Consider the following 23,793-nt stretch of genomic DNA (forward strand, 5'->3'; position numbering starts at 1 on the left):
TTCGGGACACTCTCCGTTGATCAGAAAGGATCGATCCGACCCGAGGTTCCCGGCCATCGTCCTTAACAGCCCGCTCCGGCTTGACTCCGGAGGCCTGTGTGGCGATAAGCGCCGCCTTCCACGTGTCCGGTTCGCCGGACGCGGGGATTGATGACGGAAGATGCGTGGACCGCCGTTGAGATCGCATTCCCAATCGAGGGGATGCCGGGCCGTATCGTCGAAAAGAGAATAGAATGTCCAAGCGCCACAGCGCCAAATACAAGATCGACCGGGCCATGGGTGAAAACCTGTGGGGTCGCGCCAAGTCTCCGGTTAACAAGCGCTCCTACGGTCCCGGCCAGCACGGCCAGCGTCGCAAGTCGAAGGTTTCGGACTTCGGTCTGCAACTGAAGGCCAAGCAGAAGCTGAAGGGCTACTACGGCAACATCACCGAGAAGCAGTTCGCCAAGACCTATGACGAGGCTGCGCGCCGCAAGGGCAACACCTCGGAAAACCTGATCGGCCTGCTGGAATCGCGTCTGGACGCCATCGTCTACCGCGCCAAGTTCGTCCCGACCGTCTGGGCCGCTCGCCAGTTCGTCAGCCACGGCCACGTCCTGGTCAACGGCAAGAAGGTCGACATCGCCTCCTACCGCGTGAAGCCGGAAGACGTCGTCACCGTGAAGGAAAAGTCGCGCAACATGGCTCTGGTGCTCGAAGCCCAGCAGTCGTCGGAACGCGACGTGCCGGATTATCTGGAACTGTCGGATCGTTCGTTCTCGGTCCGTTACGTCCGCGTGCCGGAACTGACCGACGTCCCGTACGCCGTGAAGATGGAACCGAACCTGGTCGTCGAATACTACGCCTCCTAAGGGAAGCGTCTCTGGCGGGAGGAGCCTCCTACAGGCGGCTTCCCTCGCAGCAGAGATAACGAGTTTGAAGGGCCCCGGATTCGTCCGGGGCCCTTTATCTTTCAGCCCGTTCCCTTCCTGAGCGAACTGGCGCATTCTCGGGCTATTCAGGGTTCGATCGAACAGGGGAGGCCGCCAAGCGATGCGCGCCGTCTTCAAATCTCTAGTGATCATCGCCGCACTGTCGGCAGGCTTATCCGCCTGTGCGGGCGGCGCCGATGCGCCCAGCGTCTCGACTGCGGGCATGCCGGGCGCGCTTGAGCCGATCCACGCCGCCGCCTTCACCAAGGACGCGGCCGTCTTCTGGGTCAGCTCCAACGGCTGCACCCACAAGGAAGACCTGATCCCCATCGTCAGCATCAAGGGCGCCGACGCGGTCATCACCCTGCGGCGGATCGACGAGGACACCTGCAAGGAGCCTCTGGTCCATGGCGTCGAGCTGAAATGGTCGTTCGAGGAACTGGGCCTGGCCCCCGGTTCGCCCGTCAGCGTCAATAACCCCTACCAGCTGCCCCAGACCTGAGACCGCTGCGCTGATCCTTGGCTCAGCGGCCGTAGCCCGGCCAGTGGCCCTTGCCGGCGCGTTCGTACTGGGGCGGCAGGCCTTCGCCGTGACCCAGGGCCACTGCGGCATGGTGGCCCCAGTTGGGATCGTCCAGAGCGGCGCGGGCGATGGCGACGATGTCCGCCTGTCCCGAGACGACGATGTCTTCGGCCTGCTGGGGATCGATGATCATGCCCACAGCCATGACCGTCGCTTCGGGCACGGCTTTTTTGACGGCTTCGGCGAAGCGGACCTGATAGCCCGGCTCTGAACCTGGGATGTCGGCGCGGGCGACGTTGCCGCCCGAGGTCAGGTGCAGATAGTCATAGCCCATCTCGTGCAAGGCGCGGCCAAAGGCGATCACCTCATCCAGCGCCACCCCGCCCTCGACCCAGTCCGAGCCGTTGAAGCGGACGCCCAGAGCCTTGGCCTGGGGCCAGGCGTCACGTAGCGCCTGGGCGACACGCAGCGGGAACCGCGCCCGCGCCTCTGTGGAGCCGCCGTAGGCGTCGGTGCGCCGGTTCGACAGCGGCGACAGGAATTCGCTCAGCAAATAGCCGTGGGCGGCGTGCAGTTCGACCAGGTCGAACCCCGCGCGATCGGCGCGGCGGGCGGCGTCCTCAAAGGCGGCGACAACGCGGTCCATGTCGGCCTCGGTCATCTCCGTCGGGGTATGCCAGTCGTCGCGGAAGGGCAGGGCGGACGGGCCGAAGGTTCGCCAGCCGCCCTCCTCGGCGGTCAGGGTGCGCCCACCCTTCCAGGGGGCTGAGGTCGAGGCCTTGCGCCCGGCATGGGCCAGTTGGATTCCGATCGGCGTCTGGGAATAGGTGCGCAGACCCTTGAGAAGGTCGGCCAGGACGGCCTCCTGCGTGTCGTTCCACAGGCCGAGATCGTCGGGGGTGATACGGCCGGCGGCCTCGACACCCGTCGCCTCTAGGATCACCAGGCCGGCGCCCGACAGGGCCAGGCGGCCCAGGTGTTGGACGTGCCAAGGCTGCGCCACGCCATCGACGGCCGAATACTGGCACATGGGCGCGATGGCGATGCGGTTCTTCAGCGTCAAAGGACCGATGCTGCGCGGCGAGAAGAGCTGGCTCATGTGGGCGGCGTCCGTGGGGAGGGAGGCAGTAGCTATGCCTCTCGCCGCCTCGATCAAGGAGCGACCTTTCCGATTGTTCACCTGGCTTGCTGAAAATTCACGTGCCTGGATGGCCGCCGCACGTCACAAAAGCCTCAAGCTTCATATGGGGATCACACCAATGCTTCGTCTTGCTCTCGCTATCGCCATCGCCGCCCCCCTGCTGTCGGGCTGCATCATCATCGCCACCGAAAAGCCGACCACCCGCGTGGTGACCGCGCCCCCGGCTGAGGCCCAGTGATGACGGGGGCGTTAAAGGTGCTGGCGGCGGCGGCCATGGCCGCCCCGCTTTTGTCCGGTTGCCTGATCTACAGCAACGAGGCCGGGGAGAACATGCGCGTCAACCTGACGGACAAGGACACGCCGCCGTCCGAAGCGATCCGTTCGGCCCGTTTTGAGAACGGCGCCCTGGTGGTCCGCGTTGATTCTAACGGCTGTACACAGGCGTCGGATTTTGAGGTCGCCGTCCACGACGGTTCGCCCACAGAGATCACCCTGCGCCGCACCAAGGAAGACATGTGCCGCGCCCTGATCGCCGATGGCGTTGAACTGCGTTGGACCTATGCGGATTTGGGGATCGAGCCCGGCGCGCCGACGCGAATTCTCAATCCGCTGAAGTAGTGCTGAACACCGCCGCCATGGCGGGGGGGATACGCTGCGGCCTCAGGGTCGCGGCGTCGACTAGGCACCATTCGGAGACGCCCTGGGCGCAGACGCGGCCCTGGGCGTCCTCGATCCGGACATAGCGGTTGAAACGTGGGCCCTGGGGATCGCCGACCCAGGTCCGGGCGATCACCCCGGTCGCGCCTGGTTCGATGGCGCGCAGATAGTCGATCTCATGCCGCAGAGCGACCCACGAACATCTGGCGCGAGTCCCCTCGTCGAAGCGGGCGGTCCAGTGGGCCGTGCCGACGTCCTGAAGCCAGCCGACATAGACGACGTTGTTGACGTGGCCGTTGGCGTCGATGTGCTCGGGGCGAACCTCGAGTGGAACGACAAAGACCTCGCGGTCTTCGCGCGGCGTCAGGACCGGGCGAGCCATCAGGCTTCGCCGAGTGGAACGCCCTTTTCCGTCATCAGGGCCTGAAGCTCGCCAGCCTGGAACATCTCGCGAATGATGTCCGACCCGCCGACGAACTCGCCCTTTACATACAGCTGAGGGATGGTGGGCCAGTCGGTGAAGGCCTTGATGCCTTCGCGCAGGGCTTCGTCCTGCAGCACGTCGACGCCGACGAAGGACGCCCCGACATGGTCGAGAATCTGGACCGCCAGGGAAGAGAAGCCGCAGCGCGGTTGGTCCGGCGTGCCCTTCATGAACAGCACGACGTCATTCTGGGCGACGGTGCCGCCGATGAAGGCGTGAACGGGATCTGCAGAAACGGTGTCGGTCACGGGAGAAGCCTTTCGTGAAGGTCGTCAGCTAGGGAGAGCCGGCGGCCGGGTCAAGGCATGGTTGTGCCGATCGGGCAAGATCAGGCGGCGGCCGACGCCGTCACCCGGCCCATTTCGATCTGCGCGGCAAGCCCCGGCGGCAGGTCGCGTTCCGGCGTGGCGGCCAGCATCTCCAGCCGTTCCGTATCGTTGGCCCGGATGATCACGCTCGAGATCGTCGGATCCGTCAGCACATAGCTGAGGCAGATCGCCTCGGCCGGCCAGTTGGGCGTGCGATAGAGAAAGCCGAAGGCGTCGGCCTGTCGCGACTGGGGCGGACGTTTGGGCGCCCCGCCAAGGCCGAAAAGACCCTTCTTCGCGGCGGCCTGGGGCCCGCGCGGCTTGGAGCGCCGGTCGGTGAAATAGTCGTAGGCGAAGACCGCCATGTCCTGTTCGCGGGCGGCCCGTACGCGATTGCGCAGCTTCCAGTCGGCGTTGATGTCGAACGGGGTCAGCAGGACATCGAAGGCGCCGGTCGAGACATAGGTGTCCATCACATCGCCGCCGCCCGCCACGCCCAGCAGCTTGATGCGGCCGGTGGCGCGAAGGGCCTTCAGCGCGTTCAGCGACGATTGGGGCAGTTCGTGCTCGCCCGGCTCATGCAGCACGGCGACGTCGATCCAGCCCAGGCCGGAGAAGTGCAGCGCCCGATCGATGGCTGCGGTCATGCCCTCGGCCGAAAAGTCGCGCGTCCCTTCGCGATCCGCTCCGATTCCCAAGGTCAGGCCGACGCAGACCAGCTTGCGATCGACATGGGCCAGGGCCTCGCCCAGCACCTCGGCGACGACCGGGTCGGCCGTCTCCAGCCGGTAGGAGTTCACCCCGGCCTCAAGGGCGGAATACAACAGGTTCAGCGCGGCTTCGCGACCGCGCGCCAGACTGTCCAGGCCGAAGCTCAGCGTCAGGTTGGAGATGGCGGCGCCGGATACGCCGAAGGGGCGATAGCGCATGGGCTCAGCCCTCCCTGGGCGGTGCGGCGGTTTCCAGCGCCAGGGCGTGCAACTCGCCCCCCATCTGTCCCTTCAGCGCCGCATAGACCAGCTGGTGCTGGCGCACGCGCGGCATGCCTTCGAAGGCGCTGGAGACGATGCGGGCACGATAATGGTCGCCGTCTCCGGCCAGATCGTCGATGGCGATCTCGGCGTCTGGAAAGGCGTCGACCAGATGCTGGCGTAGCGTTTCGACGGACATGGGCATGGGCGGGCTCTCGGATCGTTCCCGACGAGAATGCCCGATAAACCTTAATGCCGGGCTACGCCTTCTTTGGGCCGTTCGAACAACTGAACAGGATGATCCTTGTAGGTCGCCATCGCGTAGGGTCGGTAACCGACCCCTTGCGCCAGCCGAATGGAGGCGAGGTTTTCGGGCGCGATCATGCAGACCGTTCTCGGCGCCGGCAGTCGGACGTCCGCCCATTCCAGAACCGCCCGAAGCGCCTCGGTAGCGAAGCCGCGCCCTTGAAAGGCGGGGGAAAGACCCCAGCCCAGTTCGGGGTCGGTGAGAGGCGGATCAATCAATCGTCGATGGTCCAAAATGGAGACGCTGCCCACATAGGCGCCGTCGCTCGCCAGACGGACGGTCCAATTGCCGTAACCGGCGACGCTCCACTGTCCCAAGTCACGGAGCAGCCGAAACCAGACCTCCTCGCTTGTCATCGGTCGCCCGGTAATATGCCGGGTAAATTCCTCGTTGGACCAGAGCGCGATCAGAGGATCCAAATCCGCTACTTCCACCGGGTTCAGCACCAGCCTCTCGGTTTTCAAAATCGCAGCGTTCACATCAGGCCCAGTTGCTTGAAGCTGGCCACCCCTTCGCGGCCGACGACCAGATGGTCGTGGACCTCGACGTTAAGGGCTCTGCCGGCCTGCACAACCTGTTTCGTCATCTCGATGTCGGCGCGGCTGGGGGTAGGGTCGCCGGACGGGTGGTTGTGGACCAGGATCAAGGCGCCAGCCGAGAGTTCCAGGGCTCGGCGCACCACTTCGCGGGGATAGAGGGGGGCGTGATCGACCGTGCCGCGGTTCTGCACCTCGTCCAGGATCAGCTGGTTCTTTTTGTCGAGATACAGGATGCGGACCTGCTCGAGGGGCTCGTGTTGCAAGGCTACCCGCACATAGGCCAATAGCGCGCTCCAGGACGATATGACCGGTCTCTTGACCGTCGGCTCGCGCGCGATCCGCCGTGTCACGTCGAAGATCAGCTGCAAGTCGAGCGCCACCGCCCTTGTGGCCTTGCCGGCGACATAGCCCAGCGACCGCGCCACCTGATCCTCAATGGCCTCATGGCTGGCCGCCCCAATCCCCTCAAGTCCTCCGAACCGGGCCAGCAGGTCCTTGGCCAACGGCTTGGTGTCCTTGTACGGAACGCTGCGGAAAAGCAGCAACTCCAGCAACTCATAGTCGGGCAGGGCGCCCAAGCCGCCCTTTGCCGCCCGCTCGCGCAGCCGATCACGATGGCCGCTGTGGCGCGGCTTTATTTTAGGCTCGGGTGTCGGGTCGTCCAGCATGTCCCTCTCCAGCCTCCGCAACCTGTGCGGAAGATGAATGGGGATCAAGGGTTCAGTTCGGGCGGAACAGCCCGGCCGGCGATGCGGTGAAGATTTCCAGCCCGTCTTCCGTGACCCCGATGGTGTGTTCGCACTGGGCCGATAGCGACTTGTCGCGCGTCACGGCGGTCCAGCCGTCGGACAGCACCTTCACATGCGGCTTGCCCAGGTTCACCATCGGCTCGACGGTGAAGAACATGCCGGTCTTCAGCACCGCCCCCTCGCCTTTGCGGCCGTAGTGCAGGACATTGGGGCTGTCGTGGAAGATGCGGCCGATGCCATGGCCGCAGAAGTCGCGGACCACGCTCATCCGCTGGGCTTCGACGAACTTCTGGATGGCGAAGCCGATGTCGCCGAACGTATTGCCGGGCTTGATCTGCGCCAGACCCAGATCCAGCGACTGATAGGTGACATCGATCAGTTTCCTGGCCCGGGCGTTGATCTCGCCCACCGCATACATGCGGCTGGAGTCGCCGTGCCATCCATCGACGATGACGGTGTGGTCGATGTTGACGATGTCGCCGTCCTTCAGCACCCGATCTCCAGGGATGCCGTGGCAGACCACGTGATTGATCGAGGTGCAGACGGTTTTTTCGTAGCCCTTGTAGCCCAGACAGGCGGGCAGGCCGCCATTGTCGAGGGTGAACTCTCGCACAAGGTCGTCGATGGTGCTGGTCAGCACGCCCGGCTTCACATGGGCGGTGATCATGTCGAGCGCCTCGGCGACCAGGCGGCCGGCTTTGCGCATGCCCTCGAAATCCTCCGCCGTATGGGTGCGGATGGCGCTGGAGCGGACCAGGGCGTCAGTTTCCAATTCGGGCGTTTCGTACATGGTTTCAATCAGCAGCGGCGACGGGCTCAGATGGCGATCCTATCACGGATACACAAGGCGATTGTGCGGCGGTGACGGATTCCTTTCCCGTACGGAACGCCGAAGTGTGTGTTGCGCGTCACGCTCGCCTTCCGGAATGAACTTGCCCTAACGTCACCTCTCGCCGGTGTGATCGTGTGCAGTTTTTCAGACACAGTTTCGCCTGTTTCCCGGCGGAGACCCGCCATGCATGCAACGTTTTCCTGACGAAAGCGCTGGGTGCGATCGACCTCCCCGATACCCACCGCCGCGTAACTGGCGGGGGAAAAACTATAGGAATGGCTTAATGACTCCCAGGAATCTCGCCCGTATGGGCGGCGTTGCGCTGACCACCGTCCTGCTGGCCGGCGTCGCCGCGCCCGCCATGGCCGGCTCCTTCTATGTTCAGGAACAATCGACCCGTGGACAGGGCCGCGCCAACTCAGGCGAGGGCGCCGATAAGGGCGTTCAGTCGCTGTGGTGGAACCCCGCCGCCATCGCCGGCGCCGAGCGCCAAGTCTATGTCGGCATGCACGGCCTGATCCTGGATTCCGATGTCGATGACACCGGCTCCAGCCTGACCTACAATGTTCCCGGGGTCGGCTCGACGACCGAGGTCGTTAACGGTGATCCGCACGTCCACGAAGTGGTCGAAAGCGGCATCATCCCCAACTTCGCGGTCGCCATGCCGATCGGCGACCGCTTCAACGTCGGCCTTGCCGTTCAGGCCCCGTTTAACTTCACGACCAAGTACGAACCGACCGACTTCGCCCGCTATGACGCTCTGACGTCGGAACTGCGCTCGGCCAACGTTAGCCTGGTCGCCGCCATGACGGTCACGGACTGGTTGGACATCGGCGCCGGCTTCGACGCCCAGTACGCCAAGGCGACCCTCAGCTCGGCCCTGCCGAACGTGGCCATCCCCGGTGTGTTCGCTCCGACCTATGCGGTCTCGCCCAGCACCGACGGCCGCAACCAGCTTGAAGGCGACGGCTGGGATTACGGCTGGAACGCCGGCGCCCAGATGCATTTCGGCAAGCTGGACCTGGGTCTGTCCTACCGCTCCAAGATCGAGCATGAGCTGGAAGGCGAAGTGAACATCTCGGGCCTGACTGGGATTCTGGCCGCCGCCAATGTCTCGGCCGACGGCGTCGCCACCTTCAACACGCCCTGGTACGCCACCGTCTCAGCCCGCTACGCCGTCAACGACCGCTTGACCCTGAACGCTCAGGTCAACCAGATCGGTTGGAGCGAGTTCGACGCCATCCGCGTGACCTACGGAACGTCCGGCTCCTCCATCATCGTGCAGGACTATGACGACGTCACCACCGGCGCGATCGGCTTCGACTACAAGATCGATCCGACCATGACGGTCCGCGCCGGCCTCGGCTTCGATCCTACCCCGACGCCGGACGATCACCGCACCGCTCGCATCCCGGACGGCGACCGGTTCCTCTACACCGCCGGCCTGTCCAAGACCGTGGGCTCGATGACCTTTGACGGCGCTGTGACCTATATCGACATCGATACGGCCACGATCAACGATACCCGTGACATCTACGGCAACGGCCTGGTCGTCTCCACCCTGCGCGGCGAGGCCCAAGGCCAAGGCGTCGGCTTCTCGATGGGCGCGACCTGGAACTTCTAAGGTCGACAGCCTTCGGCTGAGATGAGAACGGCGGCTCCTGTTTTTGGGGCCGCCGTTTTTTATTGCCGCTTGGAGGTCGGGCGCTCTCAGGCCAAGCCGAGCTCAGGGCTGGCGCTTGAAGGTGTCGCCGATTTCGGTCGCGTCGGGGCCGTCCGGTCCGGCGCTGTGTCGCTCTTGCTCGCCGACCTTTTTGACGTCGGCCTCCGGCGTCAGGGCGTCCGGCTTGCCCAAGGGTTCGGCGCCGTTTTTCTCTCGGCCTTCGGTCTGGTTGCGGTCCATTGGAATCTCCCTTGCTGGGAAGGGAGCGTTGGGGGGCGGGGAGGGTTCCGTCAGCTCCCCGTATCCACCTTCGCCACCACCGACATGCCCGGCGCCAGCCGGTCAATGCCCGCCTGACCCGGCTCGATGCGGATGCGCACCGGGATGCGCTGGGCGACCTTGGTGAAATTGCCGGTGGCGTTGTCGGGGCGGATGACGCTGAACTCGCTGCCGGCGGCGGGGGCGATGCGTTCGACGCGGCCGCGCAGGGTCTGGCCGCGGAGAGCATCGACGGTGATCTCCACGGGCTGGCCGATGCGGATGTCGCGCATCTGGGTTTCCTTCATATTGGCCGTGATCCAGACCGTGTCGGGGACCAGGCCCATCAGCTGGGTGCCGGCGGTGACATACTGGCCCTGGCGCACGCCGATCTCGCCCAGACGGCCGGGGCGAGGGGCGATGATGCGGGTGTTGGCCAGGTCGATCTGAGCCAGGCGGACGGCGGCCTGGGCGTTCTCGACCGAGGCGGCCAAACTGTCGCGGTTGACCACGGCGGAGGTGACGCCGGTCTGGGCCACGCCCTCGGCGGCCTGGGCCTGGGCCAGCTGGGCCTGGGCGCTGCGCAGGGAAGCGACGGCGATGTCTACATTGGATTGCGACACCCAGCCGCCGGCCTTCAGCGTGCGGGCGCGGTCGGCGTCGGCCTGGGCGCGGGTCAGGGTCGCCTGGGCGGCGGCGATGGCCGCGCGCTGTTGCGCCACCGTGCCGCGCGCCGAGGCCTGGGTCTGGGTCGAGTTGGACAGGGCCGCCTCGGCCGAATGGAGCGCCGCCTCGGCCTGTTCCAGGCGCTGGCGATAGGTGCGGTCGTCGACCTGGGCCAGCAACTGGCCCTGCTGGACCGTCTGGAAGTCCTGAACCGGCACCTGGACCACATAGCCGCTGACCTGGGGGCTGATGATCGTCACCTGGCCGCGCACATAGGCGTTGTCGGTGCGCTGGACATGGCCGGTGAAGGGCGGCAGCCGCCAGGCGTAGAGGACCAGGCCGACCGCGAAGACGGCGACGATGGCCGCCACCACGGCCCACAGGACGCGCTTGCGGGGTTCGGGCGCGGGGGGGGCGGCAGGGGCGGGCGGAGCGGAGGGGGCGGAGGGGGCGGAGGGGGCGGGGGCTGTGTCGGTCATCGGGTTCGGGGCTTTCGGGGATCAGTCGGCGGCGGCGGCGACAGTTGCGGCGTCGGGGGCGGCGGCGGGCGGGAGCGTGTTTCGGGCGTCGCGCCGGGCCTGGCGACGCGCCTTGATACGGGGGCGCAGGTGGACTGCCGTGACCCAGGCGCAGCCCACGCCGGCGATGGCGGCGATGATCAGGAAGACGTCGTTATAGGCCAGGACATTGGCCTGCTGGGTCACCTGGCGGGTCAACAGGGCCGCGCCCTCGGCGTTCAGCAGGGCGGGGTCGGTGATAGTCGAGGCATAGGCGCCGGACAGCTGGCGCAGGCGCAGAACCACCTGGGGGTCCAGGCTGGTGATATCGGCGGCCAGTTGGTTCGAATGGAACTTCTCGCGCACCACCTGGATCGTGCCGATCAGGGCCGAACCGGCGAGGCCGCCCAGGTTCTGAAGCACGCTGAACATGACGATGAAGCTGATGATGTTGCGGGCGCCCTGTTGCAGCACCTTGCCGACGCCGATCAGCAGGGCCGGGCCGACGAACATGGCGGATGCGAAGGCGATCATGGCCTGGCTGACGTACAGCTGGGCCGGGCGGGTCAAGACGGTGGCGTGGCTGTCGATGAAGGCGCCGAGGGCGATGAGGCCCAGCGCGATGGCGATGGGCTTGTTCAGCTTGGTCATGTTCAGGGTCAGGGCGCTGACCGCCGTGCCGGCGATCATGGCCAGCAGGATGACCAGGAAGAGGCCGTGCAACTGGTCCGGGCCCAGGCCGACCACGGTCAGGAAGCCCACCGCGCCCGAGGTCTGTTCCGACAGGGTGATGCGGATCAAGAGGATGGCGCCGAACAGGCGCAGGATGTCGGGGCCCGTCAGCCAGCGGACGTTGATCAGCGGGTTCCTGCGATTGTACTCGACCGTAAGGGCGGCGGTCAGCAGCAGGATCGATCCTGACAAGGCCCAGCCGATCCAGGCGGCCTCGGTCCACCAGACGATCCGGCCCAGGCCCAGGACGGCGGCCAGCAGGGCCACGCCGGGCGCGAACAGGGCGAAGGTGACGAAGTCCAGCGGCTCGAACAGTTTCAGCCGTTCTGACGGGGGCAGGCGCAGCACCTGGACCGCCGCCCAGGCCAGAAGCGCCATGCCCAGCTCGAAGGTGTAGAAGGCGCGCCAGTCGTTCAGCTCCAGCAGGCTGGGCATGACCAGGCGGGCGATGGGGACGGCGAAGCTGGACAGGCCGATGCCGATCACCAGCCCCTTGAGCCGATGCTGGGCCGGGAAGGCCTGGATCATATAGAGGAAGCCCAGGCTGCTGAGCCCTGCCGCCGCCATGCCGGCCACGGCGCGGACGAACAGGGTGGACTCATAGTTGTCGACCGCCAGGTGGGCGGCGCAGGTGACGACGAAGGCGGTCAGGCAGATCTGGGTGAACAGGCGCAGGCCGTACTGCTGGCGGAACTTGAACAGGATCAGGTTCATGCAGGCGTTGGTCATGACGAATATGACCGGCAGCCAGGCCGCCTCGGTGATCGTGATCCCTAGCGAGCCCTGAAGATTGGTCAGGTTGGCGATGACGGCGGCGTTGCCCAGACTGCCGACCAGGGCCACCAGGACGCCGGTCAGGGCGTACTGAAGCCGCAGCCAGGCGGTGTGATCGGGCGTGGCCGGGGAGCCGGGCAGGGTGGGGCGCTCGTGGGGTTTCAGCGTGGCTAGGTACTGGTCCCACGGCAGATGCCAGTTGTGATCGGCGCGACGGGGCATCAGGACGCCTCGGCCCGGGGCCGCAGCCCGTCCAGGATGAGGACGCGGGTGCGCTGGGACACGGCCTGACGCTCGGCTTCGTCGGCACCCTGGAAGCCGGCGCCCAGCAGGGTGGCGATCAGGCGAATGTCCATCGGCCGCAGATCCTTTCGCACCAGACCGGCGGCCTGGGCGCGTTGCAGAGGGGCGGCGCCCGCCTCCATCAAGCTTTGCCGCAGAGGGGTAAGCGCATCGGGCGAGCGCACGTTCCGCACCACTCCCGCCAGACCGGCGTTGCGGATCATGTCCTCGGCCAGCCGGTCCAGAAACCAGAAGAAGACCTCGGGGGCCTCACCCTGTTCGGCGGTGCGGCGGCCCAGGTCGGCGACGTCGGCCTCGAGCACGGCCAGGGCCAGTTCGGTGCGGTCGGCGAAATGACGATACAGGGTGCCGCGCCCGACGCCGGCCTTTTCCGCGATCAGGTCCAGCGGGGCGTCCAACCCCTGGTCGGCGAAGACGGCGCTTGCGGCCTGAAGCAGGGCGGCGCGGTTGTGGATGACGTCCTTGCGGAGGGTTTTTGGGGCGGGGCGCGACATGGTGACGCGCTTAAATGGACGCGAGTGTCCGTTTTGCAAGGGCTCTTTTGTTTTCGTCATTCCGGGCGAAGGGCCGCTTGGCCCGTAGACCCGGAACCCAGCGGCGCGCGAGAGCGCGAAACTGTCGCGGACTCGATATTCAAGCACCTTGCGGCGGATGGATTTCGCCTTCGGCGCCGCTGGGTTCCGGGTCTCCGCTACGCTTCGCCCGGAATGACGAAAGAAGAAGTGGGCTAGAGCCCCTTCTCCAACACCACAAAGTCCAGCTCGGGTCGGGGCGGGGCGACCGGGAAGGGGCGGGTTTCGCCGGTGGGGCGGTAGCCGCGCCGTTCGTACCAGGCGATCAGTTCGGCGCGGCGGTGGATGACGGTCATCTCCATGCGGCGGGCGGCGAAACGGGTCACCGCCTCGGTCTCGGCGGCGGCCAGCAGGCGGCGGCCCAGGCCGGAGGCTTGCAGGGTCGGCTCGACAGTCAGCATGCCGAGGTAGGCCCGGTCGTCGCCGACGTGGGCGACCTGGACGCAGCCGACCAGGGCGCCGTCCTGGTGGGCCAGCAGGATGACCCGGTCGGGATCGGCGATCAGGGCCGACAGTTCCTGGGCGCTGGTGCGGGTGTCGAACAGCAGGTCGGCCTCATGCGTCCAGCCCGCTTTGGCCGTCTCGCCGCGATAGGCGCGTTCGATCAGGGGATGGAGGGCGGCGACGTCTTCGGGCGTCGCCGCGCGGAAGACGATCTCGCTCACCTGGAAACGCCCAGCTCCTGGATCAGATGGTCCATGCCATAGACGTCGCGCAGGGCCACGGTGACGGCCTGGGTGGTGACGATGACGCTGCGGTTGACGGCGCGGTCGTAGCCATAGGCGTTGCGCTGGGTCAGGACGGTGGAGTCGAAATTGGCGCCGATGATCTCGCCCTTCGCATTGATGGCGGGCGAACCGGATGAGCCGCCGATGGTGTCGGTCGAGACGGCCATGTCCATCACCGCGTTCGGGTCGATCCGGTCCTTGGCCGCCAGCAGTTGGGGCGCGACGGCGAAGGGCTCGGCCCCCGTGGCGCGGTCCCACAGGCCGGCGAAGGTGGTGAAGGCGGCGAACCTCTGGCCCGGAACGTCCGAGCCTTCGACCTGGCCATAGGTCAGGCGCAGGGTGCCGGTGGCGTCGGGATAGACGGCGTCGCCATAGGCGGCGAAACGGGCGGCGGCCAGCTGTTCCGAGGCGCGGTCGGTCGGGGCCTGGACCCGCGTCTCCCAGGCGTCGCGGACGGCGCGGGCGTCGGCGTCGATCGCCAGGGCGTAGCGGATCATCGGATCGGTCGAGGCCTGGACGGCGGCGAGACCGCCGGTCCACAGGGCGCGGCGCACGGCCGGGTCGGCCAGGGTCGTGCCGGCGACCACGCGGGCCGACAGGCTCTCGGGGCTTTCCTTGCCCAACAGGGTGCGGACCGAAGGGTTGTCGACCGTCAGCCATTCGCGGGTCTTGGACAGCCACCACTCCAGACGGATCTGCTCAAGCTCGGGATAGGTGGGGCGTTCGGCGAACAGGCGGGATTCGACGCCGGACAGGCGGCTGTCGGCGAACTCGGGCAGGCGCTGGTCGGACGGCTTGGCCCGCTCCTGGGCGCCGCGCACCAGGGTGCGGGCATAGGCGAACAGCTGTGACCCGCCGCCGGCCGAGGTCGTCCCCAGGCCAGTGCCGCCTTCCAGCAGGGCCATGGAGGGATAGAGTTCGCGGGCGATGGGCTGGACGGCGCCGAGCGTGGACCAGGGATCGACGCCTGAACCGGCCGCGCGGGCGCGGAAGTCGGTCTCCTGCTCGGCCTTGCGGGCCATGAAGGCGGGGTCGATCAGAGCCGCCATCCGGCCACGGCCGCGCTTGTAGGTGTTCTCCAGGCTGACGATGGGGTCCATGGCGATGAAGGCCTGCTCCTCGCCCTCTTCCGAATAGCGGATCAGCCGGCCGCGCAGCTCGGACGCGATCAACTGGTCCAGAGGCAGGACCACGTCGCGGATGGTGGTCAGTTGATCCTGGGTCAGCAGGCGCTGGGTCGAGCCGGGATTGCCGGAGATGAAGACGGCCTCGCCCTGCGTCGGCTTGTTCGGGTTCCAGGCGAAATGGGTCGGGGTCTCGACCGGCTTGCCGTCCTCGTACAGGCGGATGAAGGCCGCATCGATGGCGAAGCGGGGGAAGGAAAAGTTGTCCAGATCGCCGCCGAAAGTGGCGGCCCGATCCTCGGGCGCCCAGGCCAGGCGGACGTCGGAATATTTGCGGTACTTGTAGAGCTTGAACTGACCGCCCCGGTACAGGCTGACGACCTGGCAGCGGATCTTGGGATCGTTTCCGCAGGCTTCGCTTTCGATCCGGCCGGCCTCGGCGTCGCGGGCCTGGGTGAAGGCCTGGCCTTCGAGACCGGCGCCGGCCTTGTGCATCCGCTCGGTCACCTCGCTGATGTCGGTCAGGATTTCGGCCGTGGCGCCGGGGCATTTCAGCTCTTCCTCGCGCGACTTCGGAAGGAAGCCGGTCTCGGCGTAGTTGACCTGGGGCGTGGACAGGTTGGCGACGCAGGTGGCGACGCAGTGGTTGTTGGTCATCACCAGGCCCTGGCCCGAGATGACGCCGGCCGAACAGCCGCCGAACTTGACCGACGACAGGCGGACGCGGTCCAGGAAGGCCTGGTCGATGTCGGTTCCCAGCGCCTGGTTGGCGCGGGCGATGGGGAAGTTGTCGTAGGTCCACATGCCTTCTTCGGCGGAGGCCGATGAGGCGGAGGCGAGGGCGATGACCGCGGCGGAGGCGAGAAGGGCGAAGCGCATGGGGGTGGTCCTGATCTTCCTTCTCCCCTTGCGGGAGAAGGTGGGCCCGAAGGGCTCGGATGAGGGGTTGCTGGCCGCCCGAGGGCGGATGAAGGGCGGGTTGTAGCAACCGACCCCTCATCCGTCTCGCTTCGCGAGCCACCTTCTCCCGCAAGGGGAGAAGGAAGACGTCCGGGGCGGTGCTTACCGCCGAACGCCCAGTTCGCGCAGCAGGCGGGGCTGGTTGTAGACGTTGCGCAGGGCCTCGGTGATGGCGGCGGTGGAGACCGTGACGGTGCGGTTCAGTTCGCCGTCGTAGCCGTAGCTGCCGCCCAGCGAGTGGATGTTGCCGTCGAAGGCCGCGCCGATGACTTCACCCTTGGCGTTGATCACGGGCGAGCCCGAGTTGCCGCCGATGATGTCGTTGGTCGAGACGAAGTCATAGACGGTCGACTTGTTGACCTTGCCCTCGGCCGCCAGCCAGTCCTCGGCCGCGTTGAACGGCTCGGCCCCGGTGTTGCGCTCGTACAGGCCGCCGATCTCGGTGAAGGGCGTCACCGTCACGCCGCGATAGGTCCAGCCCTTCACCTGGCCGTAGGACAGGCGCAGGCTGAAGGTGGCGTCGGGGTAGAGGTTGGCGCCGTAAACCGCGAACCGGGCCTGGGCGATCTTTTCGCCGGCGCGGCTGGTCGGGCCCGAGACAGCCGATTCCCACTGGGTGCGGATCGCCTGGGCCGAGTCGTCATTGGCCATGACGAAGGCGATCAGCGGATCGCCCGAGGCGGCCAGCTGTTCCGGCGTCATGGCCAGGGCCTGGGCGCGGAAGGCGGGATCGGCCAGGCGGGTGCCGTCCACCAGGCGTTCAGCGATCTGTTCCGGGCTTTCCTTGCCCAGCAGGGCCTTCACATTGGCATTGTCGACCGTCAGATATTCGCGGGTCTTGGACAGCCAGAAGTCGAGATAGATCTTCTCGAGATCGTTGGAGATCGGGGTCTCGGTCGCCAGGCGGCGGCCCAGGGCGGCGATGTCGGCGTCGGAATAGCCGGCCCGGCGTTCGGCGACCGGCTTGGCGCGTTCCTTGGCGGCGCGGACGATGGCCTTGGCGTAGCTGTACAGCGACGAGCGCTGGCCGGCGGCGGCTTCAAGCTGGCGGTATGGCAGGTAGAGGTCGCGCTGGGCAGTCGAAACGCGCTCCAGCTCGGCCCACGGGTCGCCGATGGTCTGGGCCAGGGCCGGGTCGGCGGCGACGCGCTGGCGCAGTTCCTGTTCGGCCGCGCGCTTCGTGGCCATGAAGGCCGGGTCGGTCAGGGCGCCCTGCTGGCCGTAGTTGACCTTGAAGCCGTTCTCCAGGCCGAAGATCGGATCGACCGAGACGCGCTTGGCCTCTTCACCCGTCGTCGAATACTCCAGCAGGCGGCCGCGCAGTTCTGAGGTCTGGATCAGGCTGATCGGCAGTTGCTGGTCACGCAGGACTTCAAGCTGGGCCATGGTCAGCAGGCGCGAGGTCGAGCCGGGGTTGCCGGCGACGAAGGTGACGTCGCCTTCCTTGGGCGCATTGGGGTTCCAGGCCAGGTGGTTCGGCGTGGCGACGGGCTTGCCGTCCTCGTAGATGCGCAGGAAGCCGGCATCCAGGGCGTAGCGCGGGAAGTTGAAATTGTCCGGGTCGCCGCCGAAGAAGGCCGCCTGAAACTCGGGCGCGAAGACTAGGCGCACGTCCTCGTATTTGCGGAATTTGTACAGCTTGTACTGGCCGCCCCGGTACAGGCTGATGACCTGGCAGGTCAGCTTCTGGTCGTCGCCGCAGACCTCTTTCTGGATCTTGTCGATCTCGGCGGCGCGGGCGCGGACGAAGGCGGCGCCCTCAAGCCCGGCGCCGGCCGCAACGACGCGGTCAGTGACGTCGGTGATATCGGTCAGGATCTCGGCCGTCTGGCCGGGGCATTTCTTCTCTTCCTCGCGGGTCGCGGGCATCCAGCCGTTCTTGACGTAATCGTTCTGGGCGTCCGACAGATCCTGGACGCAGCCGACGACGCAGTGGTGGTTGGTCAGGATCAGGCCCTCGCCCGAAACCAGCGAGGCCGAGCAGCCTTGCAGGCGCACGGCGGCGTTGCGCACCCGGTCCAGCCAGGCCTGGTCGATGTTCGTGCCGTACTTCTCGTTCACCGTCGCGATGGGGAAATTGTCGAAGGTCCACATGCCCTCGTCGGCCTTGGCCGGCGTGGCGGGTGCGGACAGGACGACGGTCGCGGCGCCTAGGGCGGCCAGCGAAGCGGTGAGATGAAGGGACGGCAACGACATTCAGGGTTTCCTTCAGAGAACGGAACGCGGCGCTCCGTATGTTATCTTGTAACTAGCGCCGTTTCGGCGGCGTCGCCAAGAGGGTGAGACGGCCATAGAGGCTCGCTCCATCCGTCGCAACGCGGCGAACTGCCAGCCTTACCCCGATTTAACTTGGCGGTGAGGTCTCGCTCGCTCAGATAGACAGACGTATCGGGGGTTTATCGACGATCATGTCGCTTGCGCTATCTACGCTGCTGTTCGAGTGGCGCCGCTATATGGCGGCCGTCATGGCCCTGGCCCTGTCGGGCCTGCTGGTCCTGGCGATGACCGGTGTCTTCATCGGCATCGGCAAGGGGTTCACCGCGACCATCGAGCGGTCGGGCGCCGACATCTTCATCATGCAGCCGGGCGCCAAGAGCTTGATTGGCGGCCCATCAGGCGTGCCGCGCCGGTTCATTCCGCTGGCGTACAACCACCCAGAGGTGATCGAGGTCATGCCGCTGGACGGCGCCGGGGGCACTTTCCAGAACATCAAGAACGTCGATCCGACCAAGAGCCAGGCGGACAACGCCAGCCAGGGCGCGCCGCGTCAGAAATTCGTTCAAGCCAGCATCATCGACACCCGTCCGGGGTCGGTGACCATCCCGACCGACTATTCCCAGGAACTGGTCGACGCCCTGCGCCAGCCCTACACCGTGGCGGTGGATGAGACGGCGCTGTCGACTCTGGGCGTCAAGCTGGGGGACAAGGCGCTGTACAACGGTCAGACGGTGACCATCGTCGGCGTGACCCGCGGCTATCCCAATATGATGCAGCCCGGCGTGGTGATGTCGCGCGACACCCTGCGGATGCTGGGCCAGGCGGACACCGGACCGCGCGTCGGACCGCTGATGGTCAAGCTGCGCGATCCGGCCCGCGCGCCGATCGTCGTCGCCCAGCTGAATGAGATGGGCGACGGCCAGTGGAGGGCCTGGACCAAACAGCAGTTGGCCGAGGCGAACGCCGGCGCCATGTTCGAGGAAGGCATTCTGGTCATCATCATCGGCGGCTGCGTCGTGCTGGGGATCATCATCGGCGTGGCCATCACCTGGCAGACGCTGCGCGGAGCCATCATGGCCAATATCAAGGAGTTCGCCTCGCTGCGGGCCTTGGGCGTGGGCATGGGGTCACTGCGACGGATCGTGGTCGAGCTCAGCTTCTGGGTCGGAGTAGTGGGCGTGTTCGCCGCCATCTTCCTGACCTGGCTGGTGTCATTGCTGGCCATGGCGGGTGCGGTCATCATCGCCCTGCCGTTCAGCCTGCTGCTGGTCGTCGGGATCGGCCTGATCCTGATCTCCATGGTGTCCGGCCTGCTGTCGCTGGGCATCCTCAAGAACAGCCAACCGGCGGACCTGCTGCGATGAACGACATGTCATTCGGTCACACCAAGGTTCACGGCAAGCACGGCGATTTCGCCATCGAGGCCAAGGGTCTGGTCAAGCGGTTCAAGTCCGGTAAGTCCTGGGTCGAGGTGCTGAAGGGCGTCGATTTCGACGCCAAACACGGCGACCTGACCATGGTCATGGGACCGTCGGGTTCGGGCAAGTCGACCCTGATCGCGGCCCTGTCCGGCCTGCTGCGGCCCGAAGAGGGACGGGTGGATGTGCTGGATGTCGACGACCTGTGGAAATTCTCGTCGGGTCGGATCGACAAGTTCCGCCTGGATAACTGCGGCTTCATCTTCCAGGGCTTCAACCTGTTCCCGGCCCTGACGGCGCTGCAGCAGGTCGAGACAGTGCTGAAGTTCCAGGGGTTGAGCTCGGGCCAGGCCAAGAAGCGCGCCACGACGGCTCTGGAAGAGGTCGGCCTGGGCCATCGCCTGCACCAGCGGCCGGCGGCCCTGTCGGGCGGCGAGAAGCAGCGGGTGGCCATCGCCCGCGCCCTGGCCAAGGATCCCAAGATCCTGTTCGCCGACGAACCGACCTCGGCCCTGGACGGCGAGAACGGCCAGGTGGTGATCAAGCTGTTGCGCCGCGCCGCCACCGAACACGGCGCCGCCGTGATCTGCGTGACCCACGACCCGCGCCTGGAGGCCTGGGCCGACCGGGTCATCCATATCGAAGACGGCAAGATCCTGGACGATCAGCGCCGCATACCCGATCCGAACGCCATCCTGGCGTCCCACTGAACAACGACGAATTCCCTTAGGACGATACGCCCATGCCCGGCTTTCTGAAGAAAAAACGCACCTGGCTCGGCCTGCTGCTGGTCATCGTGCTGGTGGTCGGCTTCATGCTGTTCCAGTCCTCCGCCAAGACCAAGAAGGCCGAACAGGAGAAGGCCGCCGCGACCAAGGTCGAGAGCCCCTATGCGGCCATCGCCAACGGCAAGGTCGATGTCGAGGGCGGCATCATCCAGATCGCGGCCCGTCGCGGCGGGATCGTCCGCGAGGTCCTGGTGCAGGAGGGCGACACCGTTGTCGCCGGCCAGATCCTGGCGCGTCAGGAAGACGACGAGCCGCGGCTGGAGGTGCAGAGCGCCCAGGCCGCCGTGGCCCAGGCGGAAAGCCAGTTGGCTCAAATCCGCGTCGACATCCGTACCGCCCAGCGCGAGCGCGACCGTCTGCAACGACTGGTCGCCACCAACTTCGTCGCCGCCCAACGCATCGATCAGGCCGACGACCAGATTGCTGTGGCACGGGCCCGCCTCGGGTCGCAGACGGCGGCGGTGCAAACCGCGCGAGCCCAGCTGGATCAGGCCCGCTATAATCAAGAGCTGACCATCATCCGCGCGCCCACCAACGGTCGGATCGTGCGCCGTTACGCCAACCCCGGCGCGGGCGCCTCGACCCTCAACGTCTCCAACATGTTCGATCTGGAGCCGGATGCGCCGCGCATCGTCCGCGCCGAGGTGGTGGAAAGCGACCTGCCCAACCTGCGCGACGGCCAAGCCGTTGAGATCACGCCGGAAGGCGACACTTCCAAGGTCTATATCGGCGCGGTGATGCGTCGGGCGGCGGTGTTCGGGGCCCGCAAACTGGCCTCGGACGATCCGTCGCAGCGCACCGACGAGCGCGTGGTCGAGGTCGTAGCCTCGGCCGGCGACGCGCCGCTGCTGATCGGCCAGCGCGTCCTGGTCAAGTTCATGAAGCCGGGCGAGACCGCCGGGGCCAAGCGCGCGGTCGCGGCCGGCGTCGGTCCGAACCAGGCGATGCGCGCCCAATAAGGAAACGGATCAGCGGCCGGTGAAATCTCCCGGCCGCTTGTCCAGCACGGCGGCGACGCCTTCCAGGTGGTCGTCGGTCATATGGGCCAGGGCCTGCATGGCGGCCGACAGCTCCAGGATTTGTTCGAAGGTCTGGTCGCGACCCTGACGCATCAGGGTCTTGGCCATGCGCAGGGCCTGGGGCGGCTGGGCGGCGATCTGGCCGGCGGTGATCAGGGCCTCTTCCATCAGCCGGTCGTGCGGCACGACGCGATTGACCAGACCCCAGCGTTCGGCAGTCTCTGCATCGATGCTGCGGCCGGTGAACAGCATTTCGGCGGCGCGAGCGTAGCCGACGTCGCGCGGCAGGCGCCAGGCCCCGCCGTCGCCGGGGATGATGCCCAGCTTGAGGAAGGGCACGCCGAAGCTGGCGCGGTTCGACGCGATGCGGATGTCCGCCGTGGCGGCGATGCCGCAGCCCAGGCCCATGGCCGGGCCGTTCACCGCTGAGACCAGAGGGATCTCCAGGTCATAGAGGGACCGGACGATCCGGTGGACGACGCGGCGATAGCGGGCGCGGATCTCGGCGCCCGAGCCTTCGAACAGATCGCGCCGGTCGCGCATGGCGGTCAGATCTCCGCCGGCCGAGAAGGCCCGCCCGGCGCCGGTCAGGACCACGCATTTGACCTTCATGTCCGCATTGGCGCGGGCGCAGGCCTCGGCGAACTCGTCGCCGTCGGTCAGGTCGGGCAGGGCGTTCAGCCGGGCCTCGCGGTCCAGCGTCCAGATCAGGATCGCGCCCTGTCTCGTCTCGGCGATCAGGCCCATCGGTCGTTTCCCTCGGTTCATCCCGTCATCGGACGCCGACGCCGCGTCAGGCAAGTCCAGAATTGCAAAAGCCCCGGCGAAGGGCCGGGGCTGCTGCACGTCAGGCTTTCGAGGCCGTCAGCGTTTCTTGGGCGTATAGGGTACGAAGTTGGACGGGTGGCTGACCACACGTCCCGAGTTCGACGGCATATGCCGACTGTTGACCAGCATCCCGCCCCACAGGGCGAAGGACATCATGGCGTGTTGGAGGTTACGCTCCTTATCGTTCATCTTGGCGTCTCCTTTCCCAGAACGATGAAAAGAGACGCGTCGTACCTTTGGGAATCTCACCCTCAGTCGTTTCGCGTCAGAGGCCAATATAGCCAGTTTTGAGTTAATTGCAAATTTTTCGATCAGGAAGCGGAGTATATTTCTTGATGGTGTCACATTGAGCGAGGCGCCCCCGCCTGGACCGCAAAGACCAGGGCCGCCAAAGGCGGTCGCCACCCCCTGCGTCATGGTGTGCGCGGTGGACGGCGCCAGCGGCCTGTGCCTGGGATGTTTCCGCAGCTTGAGCGAGATTGCCGGCTGGCGGGCGTTGAGCGATGCGGAACGGGCGACGGTGATGGCCGAGCTGCCTTCCCGGCGCGACCGGATCGACCCGGCCAAGCTGGGCTAGGGCGGACCGGGTTTTAAGGTTTTGTCAGCCAAGTCGTTTCACGCCATTCCAACCCCCGGCGGATATGCAGGGAGCATGATCCGTATCGACCTTCAGTCCGTCGCCGTGTTGAGCGTCGCCCTTGTGGCCTCGTTCGCGACCGCCCTGACGATCCGTCACCTGGACGGGGGCGACGCCGCGATGGCGGCTTCGACAGAGATGGTCGCGCCAGCTTCAGGGATCGCGACCCAGGTGGTGAAGGGGCCGGACGGCCATTACTGGGCGCAGGCCAAGATCGACGGCAGGGCGGTTCAGGTGCTGGTGGACACCGGCGCCACCGTCGTGGCCCTGACCCGCGCAGACGCACGCCGACTGGGCGTCGATCCGGAGCCGGAGGCCTTTACGGGCAAGGTTCAGACGGCGTCCGGCGTGGTTCGCGCTGCGCCGGTCGAGCTCAAGTCGATCTCGGTCGCCGGGGTTCGGGTCGATAATGTCGATGCCCTGGTCGTCGAGGAAGGCCTGGCCTACTCGCTGTTGGGCATGAGCTATCTGGGCCGCCTGTCAGCCTTCGAGGCGACGCCGACCGGGCTGACGCTACGACCCTGAGCCTGGCTCAGAGATCCCGCATCTGGCGGCGGGCCTCGTGGAAATACTGCCAGCCGGTCCACAGGGTGATGACGGCGGCGAACCAGATCAGGAAGACGGCGAAGGATTCGAACGCCGGCTGCCAGGCCAGGGGCGAACCGTCGGGATACTGAAGCCCGAAGGCGCTCCACAACAGGGTCAGCTGAAGCGCTGCGAGGGCCACCATCTGCACCGTGGTCTTCCATTTGGCGGCCAGGGTGACTGGCAGTTCGATCCGGCCCGCCATGGTCTCGCGCAGAGCCGAGACCGCGAACTCCCGGAACAGGATCAGGCCGCAGGGCAGGGCGATGCCCGGCAGGGAGCCGGAGGCCAGCACGCCCAGGATGGCGCCGGTGATCAGCACCTTGTCTGCGATCGGGTCTAGAATGGCGCCCCAGCGGGTGGTCGAGTTCCAACGCCGAGCCAGGAAGCCGTCGACCCAGTCGGTCGAGGCGGCGATGACGAAGATCCAGAAGGCCCAGACCCCGAACTTCAGCTGAACTTCAGGCGACAGCCAGGCGTCCAGCGCGCCCGGCGCCGCCCCGGCCATCATGGCGAACATCACCACCCCGGCGAACAGGCGGATGCCCGTTAGGATGTTGGGAATGGGGTTGGCGCGGTGGGCGGTGGTCATCGTCATGTCC

At 66.6% G+C, this 23,793-nt stretch carries 27 protein-coding genes; 9 read left to right on the forward strand and 18 right to left on the reverse strand.

The genetic code is table 11. From position 1 onward, the window contains the following. Positions 1 to 233: 233 nt before the first annotated feature. Positions 234 to 851: a 30S ribosomal protein S4 gene (rpsD, locus tag ACW17X_RS15505; RefSeq protein WP_271164458.1), complete on the forward strand. Its 618-nt coding sequence runs from the start codon at positions 234 to 236 to the stop codon at positions 849 to 851. 181 nt (positions 852 to 1,032) lie between these two features. After that, complete coding sequence (locus tag ACW17X_RS15510) at positions 1,033 to 1,413, forward strand: hypothetical protein (RefSeq protein ID WP_492086255.1); 381 nt, start codon at positions 1,033 to 1,035, stop codon at positions 1,411 to 1,413. Between the two features lie 22 nt (positions 1,414 to 1,435). Here ACW17X_RS15510 and ACW17X_RS15515 read toward each other — a convergent pair whose 3' ends face one another. Beyond that, a complete protein-coding gene (locus tag ACW17X_RS15515; protein ID WP_492098760.1) occupies positions 1,436 to 2,533 on the reverse strand; it encodes an NADH:flavin oxidoreductase/NADH oxidase in 1,098 nt (365 codons plus the stop codon). 279 nt (positions 2,534 to 2,812) lie between these two features. Between ACW17X_RS15515 and ACW17X_RS15520 the strand changes: the two genes are divergently transcribed. Next, complete coding sequence (locus ACW17X_RS15520; RefSeq protein ID WP_492098761.1) at positions 2,813 to 3,193, forward strand: hypothetical protein; 381 nt, start codon at positions 2,813 to 2,815, stop codon at positions 3,191 to 3,193. On the opposite strand, the gene ACW17X_RS15525 is transcribed toward ACW17X_RS15520, so the two are convergent. The 7 genes from ACW17X_RS15525 to map all read right to left on the reverse strand — a co-directional run bounded on the left by ACW17X_RS15525 (position 3,177) and on the right by map (position 7,380). Continuing rightward, the gene (locus tag ACW17X_RS15525) at positions 3,177 to 3,614 is read right to left on the reverse strand and encodes an acyl-CoA thioesterase (RefSeq protein WP_492098762.1); all 438 of its coding nucleotides are present in this window, start codon (positions 3,612 to 3,614) and stop codon (positions 3,177 to 3,179) included. The genes ACW17X_RS15520 and ACW17X_RS15525 overlap by 17 nt on opposite strands. Next, positions 3,614 to 3,964, reverse strand: a complete 351-nt coding sequence (grxD, locus tag ACW17X_RS15530) for a Grx4 family monothiol glutaredoxin (RefSeq protein ID WP_492086259.1) — start codon at positions 3,962 to 3,964, stop codon at positions 3,614 to 3,616. Before grxD ends, ACW17X_RS15525 begins: the two co-directional genes overlap by 1 nt. An 80-nt stretch (positions 3,965 to 4,044) precedes the next feature. After that, positions 4,045 to 4,953, reverse strand: a complete 909-nt coding sequence (locus ACW17X_RS15535; RefSeq protein ID WP_492098763.1) for an aldo/keto reductase — start codon at positions 4,951 to 4,953, stop codon at positions 4,045 to 4,047. A gap of 4 nt (positions 4,954 to 4,957) precedes the next feature. Next, complete coding sequence (locus ACW17X_RS15540; RefSeq protein ID WP_271164451.1) at positions 4,958 to 5,200, reverse strand: BolA family protein; 243 nt, start codon at positions 5,198 to 5,200, stop codon at positions 4,958 to 4,960. A gap of 44 nt (positions 5,201 to 5,244) precedes the next feature. Further along, positions 5,245 to 5,781: a GNAT family N-acetyltransferase gene (locus tag ACW17X_RS15545; protein WP_492098764.1), complete on the reverse strand. Its 537-nt coding sequence runs from the start codon at positions 5,779 to 5,781 to the stop codon at positions 5,245 to 5,247. Beyond that, a complete protein-coding gene (gene radC, locus ACW17X_RS15550) occupies positions 5,778 to 6,509 on the reverse strand; it encodes a RadC family protein (RefSeq protein ID WP_492098765.1) in 732 nt (243 codons plus the stop codon). The genes ACW17X_RS15545 and radC overlap by 4 nt, the downstream gene beginning before the upstream one ends. A gap of 52 nt (positions 6,510 to 6,561) precedes the next feature. Next, positions 6,562 to 7,380 (reverse strand): type I methionyl aminopeptidase, encoded by an 819-nt coding sequence (map, locus tag ACW17X_RS15555; RefSeq protein WP_492086264.1) that lies wholly within the window; start codon positions 7,378 to 7,380, stop codon positions 6,562 to 6,564. 325 nt (positions 7,381 to 7,705) lie between these two features. Here map and ACW17X_RS15560 point away from each other — a divergent pair, with 325 nt between their 5' ends. Beyond that, complete coding sequence (locus tag ACW17X_RS15560; RefSeq protein ID WP_492098766.1) at positions 7,706 to 9,046, forward strand: OmpP1/FadL family transporter; 1,341 nt, start codon at positions 7,706 to 7,708, stop codon at positions 9,044 to 9,046. Positions 9,047 to 9,148: 102 nt separating this feature from the next. Here ACW17X_RS15560 and ACW17X_RS15565 read toward each other — a convergent pair whose 3' ends face one another. From ACW17X_RS15565 to ACW17X_RS15595, 7 genes are all read right to left on the reverse strand, one after another. Then, a complete protein-coding gene (locus tag ACW17X_RS15565) occupies positions 9,149 to 9,325 on the reverse strand; it encodes a hypothetical protein (RefSeq protein ID WP_492098767.1) in 177 nt (58 codons plus the stop codon). Positions 9,326 to 9,375: 50 nt separating this feature from the next. Beyond that, positions 9,376 to 10,488 carry an HlyD family secretion protein gene (locus ACW17X_RS15570; RefSeq protein WP_492098768.1) on the reverse strand — a complete coding sequence of 371 codons (1,113 nt, stop codon included), beginning with the start codon at positions 10,486 to 10,488 and terminating at the stop codon, positions 9,376 to 9,378. Positions 10,489 to 10,509: 21 nt separating this feature from the next. Beyond that, positions 10,510 to 12,234, reverse strand: a complete 1,725-nt coding sequence (locus ACW17X_RS15575) for an MFS transporter (protein ID WP_492098769.1) — start codon at positions 12,232 to 12,234, stop codon at positions 10,510 to 10,512. After that, positions 12,234 to 12,809 carry a TetR family transcriptional regulator gene (locus tag ACW17X_RS15580; protein ID WP_492098770.1) on the reverse strand — a complete coding sequence of 192 codons (576 nt, stop codon included), beginning with the start codon at positions 12,807 to 12,809 and terminating at the stop codon, positions 12,234 to 12,236. The genes ACW17X_RS15575 and ACW17X_RS15580 overlap by 1 nt, the downstream gene beginning before the upstream one ends. A 233-nt stretch (positions 12,810 to 13,042) precedes the next feature. Further along, on the reverse strand, positions 13,043 to 13,552 hold the full coding sequence (locus ACW17X_RS15585; RefSeq protein WP_492098771.1) for a GNAT family N-acetyltransferase: 510 nt from the start codon (positions 13,550 to 13,552) through the stop codon (positions 13,043 to 13,045). Continuing rightward, positions 13,549 to 15,618, reverse strand: a complete 2,070-nt coding sequence (locus ACW17X_RS15590) for a S46 family peptidase (protein WP_492098772.1) — start codon at positions 15,616 to 15,618, stop codon at positions 13,549 to 13,551. Before ACW17X_RS15590 ends, ACW17X_RS15585 begins: the two co-directional genes overlap by 4 nt. Before the next feature lie 183 nt (positions 15,619 to 15,801). Further along, on the reverse strand, positions 15,802 to 17,895 hold the full coding sequence (locus ACW17X_RS15595) for a S46 family peptidase (protein ID WP_492098773.1): 2,094 nt from the start codon (positions 17,893 to 17,895) through the stop codon (positions 15,802 to 15,804). A 212-nt stretch (positions 17,896 to 18,107) separates the two neighbouring features. On the opposite strand from ACW17X_RS15595, the gene ACW17X_RS15600 reads away from it, so the two are divergent. From ACW17X_RS15600 to ACW17X_RS15610, 3 genes are read left to right on the forward strand one after another with little or no spacing between them, the layout of a single operon-like run. Further along, positions 18,108 to 19,280 carry an ABC transporter permease gene (locus ACW17X_RS15600; RefSeq protein ID WP_492086273.1) on the forward strand — a complete coding sequence of 391 codons (1,173 nt, stop codon included), beginning with the start codon at positions 18,108 to 18,110 and terminating at the stop codon, positions 19,278 to 19,280. Then, the gene (locus ACW17X_RS15605; protein WP_492098774.1) at positions 19,277 to 20,044 is read left to right on the forward strand and encodes an ABC transporter ATP-binding protein; all 768 of its coding nucleotides are present in this window, start codon (positions 19,277 to 19,279) and stop codon (positions 20,042 to 20,044) included. Before ACW17X_RS15600 ends, ACW17X_RS15605 begins: the two co-directional genes overlap by 4 nt. A gap of 32 nt (positions 20,045 to 20,076) precedes the next feature. Continuing rightward, complete coding sequence (locus tag ACW17X_RS15610) at positions 20,077 to 21,081, forward strand: HlyD family secretion protein (RefSeq protein WP_492098775.1); 1,005 nt, start codon at positions 20,077 to 20,079, stop codon at positions 21,079 to 21,081. Positions 21,082 to 21,090: 9 nt separating this feature from the next. On the opposite strand, the gene ACW17X_RS15615 is transcribed toward ACW17X_RS15610, so the two are convergent. Both ACW17X_RS15615 and ACW17X_RS15620 read right to left on the reverse strand, forming a co-directional pair. Then, on the reverse strand, positions 21,091 to 21,888 hold the full coding sequence (locus ACW17X_RS15615) for a crotonase/enoyl-CoA hydratase family protein (RefSeq protein WP_492098776.1): 798 nt from the start codon (positions 21,886 to 21,888) through the stop codon (positions 21,091 to 21,093). Between the two features lie 117 nt (positions 21,889 to 22,005). Continuing rightward, the gene (locus tag ACW17X_RS15620) at positions 22,006 to 22,158 is read right to left on the reverse strand and encodes a hypothetical protein (protein ID WP_183196055.1); all 153 of its coding nucleotides are present in this window, start codon (positions 22,156 to 22,158) and stop codon (positions 22,006 to 22,008) included. Positions 22,159 to 22,384: 226 nt separating this feature from the next. Here ACW17X_RS15620 and ACW17X_RS15625 point away from each other — a divergent pair, with 226 nt between their 5' ends. Then, positions 22,385 to 22,546, forward strand: coding sequence for a DUF1289 domain-containing protein (locus tag ACW17X_RS15625; protein WP_492100482.1), 162 nt, complete (start codon positions 22,385 to 22,387; stop codon positions 22,544 to 22,546). A 75-nt stretch (positions 22,547 to 22,621) separates the two neighbouring features. After that, complete coding sequence (locus ACW17X_RS15630; protein ID WP_492098777.1) at positions 22,622 to 23,131, forward strand: retropepsin-like aspartic protease family protein; 510 nt, start codon at positions 22,622 to 22,624, stop codon at positions 23,129 to 23,131. A 7-nt stretch (positions 23,132 to 23,138) separates the two neighbouring features. Here ACW17X_RS15630 and pgsA read toward each other — a convergent pair whose 3' ends face one another. Then, positions 23,139 to 23,783, reverse strand: coding sequence for a CDP-diacylglycerol--glycerol-3-phosphate 3-phosphatidyltransferase (gene pgsA, locus ACW17X_RS15635; RefSeq protein WP_492098778.1), 645 nt, complete (start codon positions 23,781 to 23,783; stop codon positions 23,139 to 23,141). Positions 23,784 to 23,793: the final 10 nt, after the last annotated feature.

The organism is Brevundimonas sp. FV1ye4L (assembly GCF_058681255.1).